General features: G+C 54.5%; 13 protein-coding genes. 5 read left to right on the top strand and 8 right to left on the bottom strand.

The window, feature by feature from the left end; genetic code table 11:
• The first annotated feature begins 156 nt into the window (after nt 1-156).
• The 3 genes from mglB (at nt 157) to mglC (ending at nt 3,788) form a co-directional block, all read left to right on the top strand.
• Nucleotides 157-1,155, top strand: coding sequence for a galactose/glucose ABC transporter substrate-binding protein MglB (gene mglB, locus WLO31_RS13695; RefSeq protein ID WP_435927160.1), 999 nt, complete (start codon nt 157-159; stop codon nt 1,153-1,155).
• A gap of 83 nt (nt 1,156-1,238) precedes the next feature.
• Nucleotides 1,239-2,756 carry a galactose/methyl galactoside ABC transporter ATP-binding protein MglA gene (gene mglA, locus WLO31_RS13690; RefSeq protein ID WP_435927159.1) on the top strand — a complete coding sequence of 506 codons (1,518 nt, stop codon included), beginning with the start codon at nt 1,239-1,241 and terminating at the stop codon, nt 2,754-2,756.
• A 21-nt stretch (nt 2,757-2,777) separates the two neighbouring features.
• On the top strand, nt 2,778-3,788 hold the full coding sequence (gene mglC / locus WLO31_RS13685; protein ID WP_435927158.1) for a galactose/methyl galactoside ABC transporter permease MglC: 1,011 nt from the start codon (nt 2,778-2,780) through the stop codon (nt 3,786-3,788).
• Between the two features lie 91 nt (nt 3,789-3,879).
• On the opposite strand, the gene sanA is transcribed toward mglC, so the two are convergent.
• The 5 genes from sanA to ldtB all read right to left on the bottom strand — a co-directional run bounded on the left by sanA (nt 3,880) and on the right by ldtB (nt 7,943).
• Nucleotides 3,880-4,599, bottom strand: coding sequence for an outer membrane permeability protein SanA (gene sanA / locus WLO31_RS13680; RefSeq protein ID WP_435927157.1), 720 nt, complete (start codon nt 4,597-4,599; stop codon nt 3,880-3,882).
• 131 nt (nt 4,600-4,730) lie between these two features.
• Nucleotides 4,731-5,615: a cytidine deaminase gene (cdd, locus tag WLO31_RS13675; RefSeq protein ID WP_435927156.1), complete on the bottom strand. Its 885-nt coding sequence runs from the start codon at nt 5,613-5,615 to the stop codon at nt 4,731-4,733.
• Between the two features lie 130 nt (nt 5,616-5,745).
• Nucleotides 5,746-6,441, bottom strand: coding sequence for a CidB/LrgB family autolysis modulator (locus WLO31_RS13670; protein ID WP_435927155.1), 696 nt, complete (start codon nt 6,439-6,441; stop codon nt 5,746-5,748).
• A complete protein-coding gene (locus WLO31_RS13665; protein ID WP_435927153.1) occupies nt 6,438-6,839 on the bottom strand; it encodes a CidA/LrgA family protein in 402 nt (133 codons plus the stop codon). Before WLO31_RS13665 ends, WLO31_RS13670 begins: the two co-directional genes overlap by 4 nt.
• 183 nt (nt 6,840-7,022) lie before the next feature.
• The gene (ldtB, locus tag WLO31_RS13660; RefSeq protein WP_435927152.1) at nt 7,023-7,943 is read right to left on the bottom strand and encodes a L,D-transpeptidase; all 921 of its coding nucleotides are present in this window, start codon (nt 7,941-7,943) and stop codon (nt 7,023-7,025) included.
• A 231-nt stretch (nt 7,944-8,174) separates the two neighbouring features.
• Between ldtB and WLO31_RS13655 the strand changes: the two genes are divergently transcribed.
• Entirely contained in the window at nt 8,175-9,770 is a 1,596-nt protein-coding gene (locus tag WLO31_RS13655; RefSeq protein ID WP_435927151.1) for an ABC-F family ATPase, read from the top strand.
• A 105-nt stretch (nt 9,771-9,875) separates the two neighbouring features.
• On the opposite strand, the gene WLO31_RS13650 is transcribed toward WLO31_RS13655, so the two are convergent.
• Nucleotides 9,876-12,239, bottom strand: coding sequence for a TIM-barrel domain-containing protein (locus tag WLO31_RS13650; RefSeq protein ID WP_435927150.1), 2,364 nt, complete (start codon nt 12,237-12,239; stop codon nt 9,876-9,878).
• A 21-nt stretch (nt 12,240-12,260) separates the two neighbouring features.
• The gene (locus tag WLO31_RS13645; protein ID WP_435927149.1) at nt 12,261-13,562 is read right to left on the bottom strand and encodes an MFS transporter; all 1,302 of its coding nucleotides are present in this window, start codon (nt 13,560-13,562) and stop codon (nt 12,261-12,263) included.
• Nucleotides 13,563-13,858: 296 nt separating this feature from the next.
• On the opposite strand from WLO31_RS13645, the gene WLO31_RS13640 reads away from it, so the two are divergent.
• Complete coding sequence (locus tag WLO31_RS13640; protein ID WP_435927148.1) at nt 13,859-14,932, top strand: LacI family DNA-binding transcriptional regulator; 1,074 nt, start codon at nt 13,859-13,861, stop codon at nt 14,930-14,932.
• Here the strand turns inward: WLO31_RS13640 and moeB are convergent.
• Entirely contained in the window at nt 14,920-15,681 is a 762-nt protein-coding gene (gene moeB, locus WLO31_RS13635) for a molybdopterin-synthase adenylyltransferase MoeB (protein WP_435927147.1), read from the bottom strand. The genes WLO31_RS13640 and moeB overlap by 13 nt on opposite strands.

The raw sequence follows: 15,681 nt of genomic DNA, 5'->3' as shown, positions 1-15,681 counted from the left end.
AGCGAAAACGCCCCATAAAATGCAGTTCAGGATCGTTACAGAACACGGAAGAGCAATTATTTTAGGATAATTTTCGGCATTCAGTAACGTTTTCAAAAGATTACTGCCCTGCCATGAATTTAACCAGAACTACCCTGCAAAAAAACCGGAGATACCATGAATAAGAAGGTTTTGACCCTGTCCGCCGTTATGTCTTGCATGCTGTTTGGCGCCGCTGCTCACGCTGCTGATACCCGTATCGGCGTGACCATCTATAAATATGACGATAACTTCATGTCCGTCGTGCGCAAAGCTATCGAGAAAGATGCCAAGGCCAGCCCGGACGTTGAGCTGCTGATGAACGACTCCCAGAATGACCAGTCCAAACAGAACGATCAGATTGACGTGCTGCTGGCGAAAGGCGTGAAAGCCCTGGCCATCAACCTGGTTGACCCGGCGGCAGCGGCCACGGTTATCGAAAAAGCCCGCGGCCAGGATATTCCTATTGTCTTCTATAACAAAGAACCTTCACGTAAAGCGCTGGATAGCTACGATAAAGCTTTCTACGTGGGTACTGACTCCAAAGAGTCCGGCATCATTCAGGGCGATCTGATTGCTAAACACTGGGCGGCAAACCCGGCGTGGGATCTGAACAAAGATGGTCAGGTTCAGTTCGTGCTGCTGAAAGGCGAGCCAGGCCACCCGGATGCTGAAGCGCGTACCACTTACGTGATTAAAGAGCTGAACACTAAAGGCCTGAAAACCCAGCAGCTGCAGTTAGATACCGCGATGTGGGACACCGCTCAGGCAAAAGATAAGATGGACGCGTGGCTGTCCGGCCCGAACGCTAACAAAATCGAAGTGGTAATCGCCAACAACGATGCGATGGCGATGGGCGCGGTAGAAGCGCTGAAAGCACACAACAAATCTTCTATTCCGGTCTTCGGCGTGGATGCTCTGCCAGAAGCGCTGGCGATGGTTAAATCTGGCGCAATGGCCGGCACCGTGCTGAACGATGCCAACAACCAGGCGAAAGCCACCTTCGATCTGGCGAAAAACCTGGCCGACGGCAAGCCTGCGGCGGAAGGCACCAGCTGGAAAATTGAAAACAAAATCGTACGTGTTCCTTACGTCGGCGTTGATAAAGACAACCTGGCGGAGTTCGTCGGTAAATAAGACAGACAGATTGCAACGGGCGTACGCAGGTGCGCCCGATTCAGATCTTACGCTCAGTGACACTATCGCAGCCAGGTATAACTATGGTCAGCAATCAGACATCTTCGCCTGAATACTTGTTGGAAATGACCAACGTCAACAAGTCATTCCCCGGCGTTAAGGCACTGGATGATGTGAATTTAAAAGTGCGTCCTCATTCCATTCACGCATTAATGGGAGAGAACGGCGCGGGTAAATCCACGTTATTAAAATGCCTTTTTGGGATCTACAGTAAAGATTCCGGCAGTATTCTTTTCCAGGGGAAAGAAGTAAATTTCACCAGCACCAAAGAGGCGCTGGAAAACGGTATTTCCATGGTGCACCAGGAGCTTAACCTGGTATTACAGCGTACGGTGATGGACAACATGTGGCTGGGGCGCTACCCCACCAAAGGCATGTTTGTCGATCAGGATAAAATGTATCGCGACACCAAAGACATTTTTGATGAGCTGGATATTGATATCGATCCGCGCGCCCGCGTTGGCACGCTCTCCGTATCACAAATGCAGATGATCGAAATTGCCAAGGCATTCTCCTACAATGCCAAAATCGTCATTATGGATGAGCCCACCTCATCATTGACGGAAAAAGAAGTTAACCACCTGTTTAAAATTATACGTAAATTAAAAGAGCGCGGCTGCGGTATCGTTTATATCTCCCATAAAATGGAAGAGATATTCCAGCTGTGTGATGAAATTACTATTTTGCGTGATGGACAGTGGATTGCCACCCAGCCGCTTGAAGGGCTGGACATGGATAAAATTATTTCCATGATGGTCGGCCGCTCCCTGAACCAGCGCTTCCCGGACAAATCCAACGTGCCGGGCGAAGTGATTATGGAGGTGCGCAACCTGACCTCTTTGCGTCAGCCGTCCATTCGCGACGTTTCCTTTGACCTGCATAAAGGGGAAATTCTCGGGATTGCCGGTCTGGTAGGCGCAAAGCGTACTGATATTGTCGAAACGCTATTTGGTATTCGCGAGAAGTCTTCCGGCACCATTACGTTACACGGCAAAAAGATTAATAACCACACTGCGAATGAAGCGATTAACCACGGTTTTGCGTTAGTGACCGAAGAGCGCCGCTCGACCGGTATTTACGCTTATCTGGATATCGGCTTTAACTCGCTGATTTCGAATATTCGCAAATATAAAAACAAAGTTGGCCTGCTTGATAATACCCGCATGAAAAGCGATACCCAGTGGGTTATCGATTCCATGCGCGTTAAAACGCCAGGACACCGCACGGCGATCGGTTCTCTGTCCGGCGGTAACCAACAGAAAGTTATTATTGGTCGCTGGCTGTTAACCCAGCCGGAAATTTTAATGCTTGATGAACCTACTCGCGGTATCGACGTAGGCGCAAAATTTGAAATTTATCAGCTGATTGCTGAGCTTGCCAAAAAAGGGAAAGGAATCATTATTATTTCGTCCGAAATGCCGGAGTTGTTAGGGATTACAGACCGTATTCTGGTGATGAGCAACGGTCTCGTCGCGGGAATTGTAGACACTAAAACAACCACGCAGAACGAAATATTACGTCTTGCGTCTGTGCACCTTTGATAATTTAGGGGCTATTGAAAAATGAGTGCGTTAAATAAGAAAAGTATTCTAACTTATCTGAAAGAAGGCGGCATTTATGTCGTTTTGCTGGTGCTGCTGGCGATCATTATTTTCCAGGATCCGACCTTTTTAAGCCTGATGAACTTAAGTAACATTCTGACCCAGTCTTCCGTGCGTATTATTATCGCGCTGGGCGTGGCAGGGCTGATTGTGACTCAGGGTACCGACCTTTCTGCCGGTCGTCAGGTTGGCCTTGCGGCGGTTGTCGCCGCAACGCTCCTGCAGTCCATGGAAAACGTCAACAAAGTTTTCCCCGACCTGCATACCATGCCGATCCCGGTAGTTATCCTGATTGTCTGCGTTATCGGCGCCATCATCGGCCTGGTGAACGGTATTATCATCGCTTACCTGAACGTGACGCCGTTTATCACCACTTTGGGTACCATGATCATCGTCTACGGCATCAACTCCCTGTACTACGACTTTGTGGGCGCATCACCGATTGCGGGGTTCGACAGCGGCTTCTCGACCTTTGCCCAGGGCTTTATCAAGATGGGCAACTTTAAGCTGTCGTACATCACCTTCTACGCGTTGATTTCGATTGGCTTTGTCTGGATTTTGTGGAACAAAACCCGCTTTGGTAAAAACATTTTCGCCATCGGCGGCAACCCGGAAGCGGCGAAAGTCTCCGGCGTGAACGTTGCGCTGAACCTGCTGATGATTTATGCGCTCTCCGGCGTGTTCTACGCCTTCGGCGGGATGCTCGAAGCTGGCCGTATCGGCTCGGCGACCAATAACCTCGGCTTTATGTACGAACTGGATGCGATTGCGGCGTGCGTGGTGGGCGGCGTGTCATTCAGCGGCGGGGTAGGGACGGTCATCGGCGTGGTGACCGGCGTTATCATCTTCACCGTTATTAACTACGGCCTGACCTATATCGGCGTGAACCCTTACTGGCAGTACATCATCAAGGGCGCGATTATCATCTTCGCGGTTGCTCTTGACTCCCTGAAGTACGCGCGTAAGAAATAAGTTGTTCTTCATCCCGACCCCCTCCCAAAGGGGCGAGGGAGCAAGCCTGGCCTGGTTTATCCCTCTCCCTTTGTGAGAGGGATAATGCTTTTTACTTCTTCGCTTTCTTTTGTATTTCCAGCAGCTGCTCTGGCGTCACCGCCGGGTAAGCCTGCGCATCTTCCGGAACCTCATGCAGGGCCGGGATCGGCACTAACGGGCCGAGGAAACGTGGCTCACGTTTGAAAATATAGACATCCGCAATCGCTCCCAGACGGGCGGCAAACTCACGTATTCTTACCGTCATCATATTTTTAGGCGAAGGTACGGCGTAGCACTGCGCCTGTATCCCCATATGCAGGGCGATAAACAGCGCGCGCTCGCAGTGGAAGCGTTGCGTAATGATAATGAAATCGTTGGTATCGAAAACTTTGCGCGTGCGAACGATGGAGTCCAGAGTGCGGAAACCGGCGTAGTCCAGCACGATATCGGCAGGATCGACGCCGCCTGCGATTAAATCCTTACGCATCGTCATCGGTTCGTTATAGCTGGTCTGCGCGTTATCGCCGCTCAACAGCAGGTAGTTAACCTTGCCGCTGTTATAAGCGTTAAGCGCGCCCTGAATACGGTAGCGGTAGTACTGATTAATGACGCCGGTGCGGTAATACTTGGCGGTGCCGAGCACGACGCCTACCTGGCGATAGGGCAGGTCCTGCAATTCGTCGTAAACGTAGGGGGACGTTTTCCAGCTCATCCAGCGGTCGAGGCTCAGCGCTGCCAGAAGCGTCAAGCCGATGATGGCTAACAGGCTGTAAAACACGCGCTTCAACATGGACTTGCGGACTCATGAATAGGATGAAATTTTATCCAAGGCTACTTTACCCGGGGATGAAGAGCAAGGTATGGGGATTTGGTTGAGCTAAATTTCAACAAAGCGGGTGGCATCCACCCGCAGCACAGGGATTAAACCAGCAGCGTACGTTCGAGATTCTGACAGCCCAGCGCGTTAAGCGTGGCGGCGGTGGCGTCCCACTGCGTCAGCGGCGCATCGGCTCGTTCAGCCAGAATGGCTCGCTGAATATCGCTGTAATCATAGCCAGAAAGGCTCAGCACATTCAGCGCAGCCTGCAACGGAGGCAGTGACGGGTTGAAGGCTGCGTTCTCCGCGTAGCTTCCGCAGATGATTTTGCCGTCGCGCAAGGCCAGCGCAACGCCTGCAGGAGCGTTGCTGTACGGCGCATGGCTACGGTTTGCCGCCGCGATCGCCGCCTGGCTTAATTCATCACCCTGCAGGGCAAAGCCGTGATCCCTTTCGTCCAGCAGAAGCGTTGTGATGTCCAAATCGCGCGGGCCGAAAGCATCCGGCAGGTAGTCGCCGAGCGTGGCGGGCTTGCGGCCAGGAAGGTTAATTTGCAGTTTCACACCGCTGTTTAACTCGTTCATAAACTGGCGGCAGTGGCCGCACGGCGTGTAGTTTACCGTAATGGAGACCAGGCCCTTTTCGCCGCGCATCCATGCATGGGTAATGGCGCTTTGTTCTGCATGAACGGTTTGCTGCATAGTGGTGCCTGCAAATTCCATATTGGCGCCAAAATAGAGATTGCCGCTGATGCCGCGGGCTACGGCGCCCACGTTGAAATGCGATAAATCTGTGCGGGCGCAGGCGGCGGCAAGGGGGAGCAGGGCGAAGGCAAGCGCATCATCATCCAGACCGGTCTGGCGTTCCAGCGTTTCCACAGCCTGTGCGCTAAACATGGCCGGGAAGTGGTCATCGGTAAGCAGAGGTTGCAGGGCAGCCTGCAGGGAAGCCGGGAGCTGTGCGAAAGCAGCATGAAAACGAGAGCGCATGTGTCTTTAGCCTCAAATAGGTAATGGAGCCGTAGTGTACGGCGCTACCGGGGCTTTATATGTGATCCGTGTCTAATTGCAAATGCAACGGATGAAATAAAAAACGAAAATGCGCGATCTCTCGCAACTTTTAGCCGCACACCGCCACGATAAGAGGGAACAGGAACGGGGCGATAAGCGAGGTTATGATGCCGCAGATCACCAGCGCCAGCGAACTAAAAGCCCCTTCCTGGAAATCCAGTTCAGCGCAGCGCGCCGTGCCGAGGGCGTGAGCAGCCGTGCCCATCGCCAGACCACGCGAAGCTTTGGTCGTAATGCGCATGACGTTCAGCAGCGCGTGGCCAAAGACGGCCCCGAGGATCCCTACAAAAATCACGCAGACCGCGCTGATAGCGGGAACCCCGCCGATACTGCCGCCCACGGCCATCGCAATCGGCGTGGTAACGGATTTTGGCAACACGGATGCGGCAATCTCCGGCGTAGCGCCCATATACAGCGCGATAGCGGTGCCGCTTATCATGGCGACCATGCTGCCGATAAAGCAGATGGTAATGATCGATTTCCAGCGGGCGCGGATCTGGTGCAACTGTTCATAAAGCGGAAAAGCAAGGGCGACAACAGCGGGCTGCAGCAAATCGTTAAGCACCTCGCTGCCTTTAAAATAATGTTCGTATGGCGTGCCGGTGAAAACCAGCAGCGGAATAATCACCACCATTGAAACCAGCAGCGGATTTAACAGCGGGGTTTTAAAACGCCTGCCAAGCTTACGTGAGCCAAAAAAGACCAGCAGCGACAGCGGTAAAGACCACCATATAAAGTGCATCATTTTTTGCCTGCCTCGCTTTTACCGACAATGTTGCGCTGGCCATGAATCAGATGAGAGCTCCAGCTCACGATAACCAGCACGATCAGGGTACTGAAAAAACAGGAAACCACCAGCGGACCAAACTGCGCCTTTATCACTTCGTAATACTGCATTACGCCCACGCCGATAGGGACAAACAGCAGAGCCATATAGCGAATCAGCAGGTGTGAACCCGGCTTGACCCACTTCGCCGGCAGGATCTGCAGCGAAAGCAGCACAAACAGAATCAGCATACCGATAATGCTGCCGGGAATAGTAATCGGCAGCAGCGAAGCAATAGCGATACCTGCATATAAGCACAGGTAAATTAAGATAAAAGATCGCAGATACTGCCAGATAACGGTGAGCGAATTGCGCATGGAAAAGACCCTTTAGAAAACTCATTCATCATACAATTAAACTTAATATTGTGCTACCGATCACAACATGAATTATGAGCATACCAAATATTTCTGTGGCGAAGGGTTCAGGCTCCGCTGGAATTCTGCCGGGCGGGCATAAAAAAGGCGACCCGAAGGCCGCCTCATTGCGATAGGTAAAACTTAGTTCAGACGCACCGGCATACCGGAGCGGTTCTGAACGGCCTGGTCCACAACGTTGGTATCAACGTCTGGCTGAGCCGTAATCGCCGTCACGTTGTTTTTCAGCGTAATCGGCACAATTTCACCGGAGTTGAACTGCGCTTCGGTGGTGGAGAGCGGGTTATGTACTTCAATGTAGCGCGTACCGTCCGGCTCCACCGTCGCTTTTACCGGCTCGTCAATGAACTGCACGCGTGTGCCGACCGGCACGTTTTCGAACAGGAACTTGATATCTTCGTTACGCAGACGCACGCAGCCGTGGCTTACGCGCAGGCCGATACCGAAGTTAGCATTAGTGCCGTGAATCGCGTACAGGCGGCCGATATAGAGCGCGTACAGGCCCATAGGGTTGTCCGGGCCCGCTGGCACAACGGTCGGCAGTGGCGTACCGGCAGCCGCGTACTCCGCGTGCATTTTGGCCGTTGGCGTCCAGGTTGGGCCCGCTTTCTTGCGTTCTACTTTCGTCGTCCAGTTGATCGGGGTGTCTTTACCCAGCTGGCCGATACCGATTGGCAACACGATGACGGTGTTGGTGTCTTTCGGGTAATAGTAGAGGCGCATTTCAGCGCTGTTGATAACGATGCCTTCATGAACGGTATCCGGCAGGATGAGCTGCTGAGGAATGTTCAGGATGGTGCCGGGCTTTGGCAGATACGGATCGACGCCAGGGTTAGCTTCCAGCATATTGGAAAGCCCCATCTGGTAACGCGCTGCAAACTCTTCCAGCGGCGCGGTGCTACCTTCAGGAATGGTGATGACCTGGTTCTGGCCAATCAGGCGGCTGCCATCGGTTGGCAGAGGATAAGTCACGGCGGAAGCTGTTTTGCAAAAAGACGCTACAGCCACAAATGCCAGTAAAATCGAGCGTAATTTTATATTCATGTTGTGCGAAATATTTATGGCCACACAGGCTAGTTAGTTGAGAATCAGATGGGGTAGCCGCGCATTATATGTGCATTCCCGCAGTCTGGGAAATCAGATGTGGATTAAATCACACTTTTTTCACATCGATTGAATTATAGACGGTGCATAAGCAGCGCGATCCATAAACGCACTTATGGCATACTGTGTGCGATATCACAAATACATCACTTCTTTTATCAGGACATCTCTGTGCTAGTTTCCAGTAACGTCACTATGCAGTTTGGCAGTAAGCCGCTGTTTGAAAACATCTCCGTCAAATTTGGCGGCGGCAATCGCTACGGCCTGATTGGCGCTAACGGTAGCGGTAAGTCCACCTTTATGAAGATCCTGGGCGGCGACTTAGAGCCGACGCTGGGCAACGTTTCTCTCGATCCGAACGAGCGCATCGGTAAGCTGCGTCAGGATCAGTTCGCCTTTGAAAAATTCACGGTGCTCGACACGGTGATCATGGGCCACGCTGAACTCTGGGAAGTTAAAGAAGAGCGCGACCGCATCTACGCGCAACCGGAGATGAGCGAAGAAGACGGCTACAAAGTTGCCGACCTCGAAGTAAGATACGGCGAAATGGACGGCTACACCGCCGAAGCGCGCGCGGGCGAACTGCTGCTGGGCGTAGGCATTCCTGTGGAGCAGCATTATGGCCCGATGAGCGAAGTCGCGCCGGGCTGGAAGCTGCGCGTGCTGCTGGCGCAGGCGCTGTTCTCCAATCCAGACATCCTGCTGCTCGATGAACCGACGAACAACCTGGACATCGACACCATTCGCTGGCTGGAAACCGTGCTCAACGAGCGCAACAGCACCATGATTATTATCTCGCACGACCGTCACTTTCTGAACATGGTCTGTACCCACATGGCGGATCTGGATTACGGCGAGCTGCGCGTCTATCCGGGCAACTACGATGAATACATGACGGCGGCCACGCAGGCTCGCGAACGCCTGCTTGCCGACAACGCGAAGAAAAAAGCGCAGATTGCCGACCTGCAATCCTTCGTCAGCCGCTTTAGCGCCAACGCCTCTAAATCACGTCAGGCAACGTCTCGCGCCCGTCAGATTGATAAAATCAAACTCGACGAGGTGAAAGCCTCCAGCCGTCAGAACCCGTTCATCCGTTTCGAACAGGACAAGAAACTGTTCCGTAACGCGCTGGAAGTCGAGGCGCTGGCCAAAGGCTTTGATGAAGGCCCGCTGTTCAAAAGCGTTAACCTGCTGCTTGAAGTCGGTGAAAAACTCGCGGTACTGGGGACTAACGGCGTGGGTAAATCTACCCTGCTGAAGACCCTGGTAGGCGAACTTGAAGCGGACGCAGGCGCCGTGAAATGGTCGGAGAACACGCAGATTGGCTACTACGCGCAGGATCATGAATACGAATTCGAAAACGATCTCACCGTCTTCGACTGGATGAGCCAGTGGAAGCAGGAAGGCGACGACGAGCAGGCGGTGCGCAGCATTCTGGGCCGCCTGCTGTTCAGCCAGGACGACATCAAAAAGCCTGCCAAAGTGCTCTCCGGCGGTGAAAAAGGCCGCATGCTGTTTGGTAAGCTGATGATGGAGCGTCCGAACGTGCTGGTGATGGATGAACCAACCAACCACCTGGACATGGAATCCATTGAATCGCTGAACATGGCGCTGGAAATGTACCCGGGCACGCTGATCTTCGTCTCTCACGACCGTGAATTTGTCAGCTCGCTGGCAACCCGCGTGATTGAAATTACGCCGGAACGCGTCATCGACTTTACCGGCGGGTATGAAGATTACCTGCGCAGTAAAGGGATTGACGGCTAGTAGCCTGATTCTGAATGATGAAAAACCGCCGGGAACGGCGGTTTTTTTATGGGTGGCGTTTGTGTCAGGACATCTTCTCTCCCTTGAGAAAGAGGGAAATGTTTCCTACAAACTCCAGTAATCCTGCTCGGCTCCGTCCACCACCAGACGTCTTGTTTCACCCGCAGGCAGCGTTATTTTCAGCGCCTTCCAGGCTGGCAGATAATCACCCTTGCGGTTAAACCTGATATGGATTTCCTGTGCGGTAGAGCGAATCTCCCACTCCAGCCACAGCGCGTTGCCCCGCTGATAGCCCCAGGATTCGCCGTCATCTTCAAACAGGCTGCCTCTGGATACGCCCGTTCCACGCAGCGGATACACTTTCAGCTCGCGCACGTTATCGGCTTTTGCATCGATATGGGCGAGGCGTGCGGAATGCGGCAGGGCGGCGCCGGCGCGTACCAGCAGCGGCAGATGCTCCAGCGGGGCGTCCAGCACAATGCTCTGGCCGCCGCTGTACCACCGGCCGGTGTAATAGTCGTACCAGCCTTCGCCGTTGGTCGGGAGCCACACTTCACGCTCGCGTTGACCGGGTTCAACCACGCTCGCCACCAGCAAATCGCGGCCCAGCATGAAGTCGTCGCACTCTTCGAAGGTTTTTGCGTCGTGCTCGTGGTCGAGGAACGTCGGGCGCAGCATCGGCTCGTCGTCTTTATGCGCCTGCCACAGCAGCGTGTAGAAGTACGGCAGCAGGCGATAGCGCGTTTCGATAGCGCTGCGAATCGCCGGCGTTACGCCCGGATACATCCAGGGCTCGTTCACCGTCCGGTCGTCGTTCCAGGAGTGGATGGTAAAGCGCGGGTGCATCACGCCGTTTTGCACCCAGCGCACAAACAGTTCCGCATCCGGTTTATCGCCGGAAAAGCCGCCCACATCGTGCCCGACGTTGTACAGCCCGGAGAGGCTCATCCCCACACCCATGCGGATGTTATAGCGCAGCGTATTCCAGTTAGTGCGGTTATCGCCGCTCCAGGTCTGTACGTAACGCTGCATGCCGGCGCAGCCGGAGCGTGAAATCAGATAAGGGCGTTTTTCCGGCGCGAAGGTTTGCTGCGCTTCAAGCGAGGCGCGCATCATCAGCAGCGGCATTACCGGACGGATATGCTTAATGGCGATCTCTTCACCGAAGCCGTGGCAGCGCGCCTCGCCGTCCCACACCTCAAATTCGTTATTGTCGTTCCACGTTGAATCGATGCCCATTTCCAGCAGCTGCGTGGTGACGCCGTTCTGCCACCATTTCACCGTTTCCGGATGGGTAAAATCGAGGTGCGAACCTTCATCATCCCAGAAGCTTGAACGCTCCGGCCCGTCCTGCTCTGAATCCTTAATAAACAGCCCGCGTTCCGCCACTTCTGCATAACGCGGATGATCCTGCAACAGGCACGGCTTGATGTTCGCCGCAAGCTTAATGCCGGCGTCGTGGAACGCCCGGCTCATCACCTTCGGCTGCGGCACTTTGTCGTAATTCCAGTTAAACACGTAGCGTTTGTTGTTGATGGAGGTGTAGCCCGATGAGAGCTGGAACGAATCGCACGGAATCGCATGCTCGTTGCACAGACGGATAAAGCTCAGCAGCTGCTGCTGGGCGTCCGGCGCATCGGTGTAATGCATGGTTGAACCGCTGTAGCCGAGGCTCCATTTCGGGCCGAACAGCGTTTTACCGGTCAGGCGGACAAACGCTTTGGTGACGTCCAGCACTTTAGGGCCGAGAAACAGGTAATAATCCACATCGCCCGACTCCGCCTGCCAGCGGCGGTAGGGCAGATGATAGTTGTCGATCTCGTTGCCCAGATCCAGCCAGCAGCTGCTGAGGTTGTCATAAAACATGCCGAAGCTGACATCGGGGCGCTTAGTGATGGTAAAGGGAATATGCTTATAGAGCGGATCGGTTGACTGCGCGTTATAGCCCATGGCGTCGAGGTTGCGCATTTCATAGCGTTTGCCGGTGCGCGCTAAAGGCCCGGCTTTTTCACCCAACCCATAGTAGCTCTCCTCTGAGTAACGACGCTGGTAGTGCGCCACGCCGTCGCCGTGCGCGTTCAGCAGATAGGCGCTGGTCGGGCGGTCGCTTGCCAGCGGTTGCCACTGGCCATGGTCGTTTTTGTATTCCCACTCCAGCCACAGCGGCTGATGGACGGTGACGCGCAGCTTGTCGGTGCTGATGCGCAGCGTGTCGTCGCTCTCTTCCAGCGCAAAGCCCGGCAGCGTGAAGCCCTCCAGACTTTCACGCGCGCGTCCTTCCCACGGAACATCGCTTTGTGGCGCGATGCTCCAGGTACGATTTAAAGCCAGCCTGTTCTCGCGTTTAATCAACACGCGGAACATCCCTTGTTCCAGCACGTACAAACAGAGCCGATGCTTATCGTCCACGCTTAATTCAACGTGATGCGCATCGGATTTCAACAGCGTCCAGTTCTTCAGGGTTTTCATCTTTCACTATCCATTTTTAGTTCAGGCACGCTTAGCGCGGCGTTCAGCAATAAAAGAGACCAGAAATACGGCGCCGATCAGGTCAAAGAAGCCCATGGCGATAAACAGCGGGTTGTAGCCAATTTTGTCGGCGGTAACGCCAATCAGCAGCGAGAAGAGGAAGCTTGCGATCCAGGCCGCAGAGCCACGCATGCCGTTGACGGTCGCCATCTGGCCTTTGTCAAAAGAGTCCACGACAAGGGCGCTTAACATGCAGGAGATTATCTGGTGCCCGAAGCCGCCCACGGAAATCAGCGCGATGGTGATATAGGGATCTTTAGTGATAGCGACCAGCGCCAGGGCGATCATCAGGAAAGCGCCGGTCACGGAGCTGGCGACGATTGAGTTAGTGCGCGTGCAGCCGAACCAGCGGGCATAAACTTTTGTCAGGTAGCCGCTCGCCACGCTGCCCAGGTCGGCGGCGAGGAACGGCAGCCAGGCGAACATGGCGATCTGTTTCAGATCCATTCCGCGTTCGCTGGCAAGATACAGCGGCACCCAGAAACTCAGTACGGCCCAGGCTGGCTCGGCCATAAACGCCGGGATCGCGATACCGTAAAAGCGTTTATTTTTAGACACGGTTTTCAGGGCGGTCAGGAAGGGCAACTTCACGGCTGGCGGTTCGTTATCCTGCTTGATAAACGCCAGCTCTTCCTTGCTCAGGTTCGGGTGCTGTTCAGGGTTATGGTAGAACAGCCACCACAGCACGACCCACAGCAGGGCCAGCGCGCCGGTAAACATAAACGCGCCCTGCCAGCCAAAAGAGGCGTGGGCGAAATAAATAATGGGTGGGGCAAGCATCGCGCCAATGGAGAAGCCAACGCCCGCCCAGCCTGCGGCAACAGGACGCTCCTTTTTCGGGAACCATTCACCAATGGTTTTGGCGTTGGCAGGCGTTGCGGCCGCTTCCGCGCCGCCCATAAAGAAACGCAGAATCGCCAGCTGCAGCCAGCTACCGGCGCCCGCGTGCATGATGCAAACCACCGCCCAGACGCCCGCGCAGACCAGGAAGCCGAGCTTCAGGCCAATCACGTCTATCAGCCAGCCGCAAAGGGGCTGGAAGAGAGTGTAGGCCAGCTGAAAAGCGCCGACTATCCAGGAATATTGCTCGGTCGTAATGCCCAGGGAACTCTTCAGTTCAGGAGCAAGAATACCCAGCGAGTTACGGGTGATGTAGTTGACGGTGACGCCCAGTAAAAACAGCACCAGCACCCACCAGCGCAAATTGCGGATGGTACGTTTAGTCTTTACCGCCGTTACATCCTGTTGTATGCCATGACTCATGATGTTCTCCACGTAGCAGGGTAGCTTTCGGAATTGGTATAACAGCCTTTTGATTGCGAGGTAATTATTAATTCTTTGATTTATATTGTTTTAATAAGGTTTCTGTCGCCAGCATCAGAAAAAGATGTTCGACCGGTTGAGACTAAATCAGTTATAAAAATGTCAACAGGAAATTTGATGCAATAATTTTCATAAGCATGCGGGAAGTGGCATAACAAAGGCATAGCTGCCAGCTAAACAGCCTGTCTGAACGCTGTGAAAATTTTTTCATCAGAAAAATGGGCGCAGATCACAGAATGAGTAAAAAGCTAAAAATCGCCGAAATTGCGGCGCAAACCGGGCTTTCCATCAGCACCGTTTCTCGCGTGCTGGCGGGGAAGGCCAACACCAGCGAAGCGGCAAAGCAGCGAATACTGAACTGCGCGCAGCAAAACGGCGTGCTCAAGGGCATGGCTGCGGGAAGGCTGTTACTCAATAGCCTGGTTGTGTTCGCGCCGCAGCGGGCGTTCGAAGAGCGGCTGGATGTGTTCTACTACCGCGTGATTCAGGGCATCAGCAAGGCGCTTAGCCCTCATGAGGTCCGGCTGCGTTACTGCGCGCTTGAAGAGCACGACAGCGATGCCAATCTCTTTCTGCGCAAAATAAACGAAGCGGAAACGGAAGCGGCGATCCTGCTGGGTATCGACGATCCGCATATTCACGATCTGGCCGCGGATCTCGCCAAACCCTGCGTGCTGATCAACTGCCGCGATCGCAAAATGCGCCTGCCGGGCGTTGCGCCCGATCACCAGCTAATCGGCGAGTTCGCGGCAAGCTACCTGTTCGAGCAGGGGCATAAATCGGTGGTAAATTTACTTTGCCTGCGCCGCTACACCATGGAGCTGCGCCTGGCAGGTATACGCGACGCGTGGGAAGCGCACAACCTTCAGTTTGACGAGGGACAGCATCTGATGACGGCGCAAAGCTTCAGCGCCAAAGAGAGCGAGCAGATTATCGGGGATTTTCTCGCCGCCACGCCGCGGCAAAGGCTGCCGACAGCGCTGCTGGTGGGCGGTGATTTTATGGCTGCCGGCGCGGTCAGCGCCCTGCAAAAGGCGGGGCTACGGGTGCCGCACGACATGTCGGTAATGAGCATCGACGGCTTTAACCTTGCGGCGATCCACGACGTTCCGCTCACTTCGCTTCATGTACCACGCGATGAGCTGGGCGAGGAAGCCGTGCATATCCTCCAGCAGCGGCTTATTCGTCCTGAGGCACCGGTCGGTAATCTTCTGCTAAACGGTACGCTCGCGGTGCGGGAGTCGGTACGCCGTATACGCGCTGACAAGAGCTATACGGCGGTTAAGAGCGACGGACTTTACGACGAGTGAGTTCCACACACCTCGCACTGCGCAAAACGCGTGAGCTTCATTTCGCGGAACTGGCAGGCCATAGCGTCGTACATAACAATTTTACCGGCGGCAGGCGTGCCGTACTGGGCAAGCAGCTTGATGGCTTCCATCGCCTGCAACGAACCTATTATACCTGGCAGCGGGGCCATCACGCCTGCTTCGACACAGGTGAGGGCGTTTTCCCCAAACAGGCGGCTCAGGCAGCGATAGCAGGGTTCATCCGGCTGATAAGTGAAGACGCTGATTTGCCCTTCCATACGGATTGCCGCGCCGCTGACCAGCGGGATTTTCGCGCTAAAGCAGCACTGATTGAGCTGGTTGCGGATAGTGACGTTGTCGGTACAGTCCAGCACCAGATCGTGCCGCATTACTTCTTCCGCGAGCTGCGCTTCATCCAGCCGCGCATCTATAGTTGCGAGCGAAAGATGGGGATTGATGGCGGCCAGCGCCTCCCGTGCGGAATCCACTTTCGGCCGTCCGATAGCCGCGTCGCGATGCAGCGTCTGGCGTTGCAGGTTAGAGAGCGCAACGGTATCGAAATCCAGCAGGGTGAGATGCCCCACGCCCGCTGCGGCAAGGTACTGCGCGGCGGCGCAGCCGAGGCCGCCAAGTCCGACAACCAGCACGCGCGCGGCTTTCAGCGCTTCCTGTCCGTCGAAGTCAAAACCGCGCAGAATAATCTGGCGATTGTAGCGCAGCATCTCCGCATCGCTCAGTTCGGCTCTCAT

The organism is Dryocola sharpae (genome assembly GCF_051307055.1).
Lineage (GTDB): Bacteria > Pseudomonadota > Gammaproteobacteria > Enterobacterales > Enterobacteriaceae > Dryocola.
Note: the sequence above shows the minus strand (reverse complement) of the source record. Positions and strands in the feature narration are given on the sequence as shown.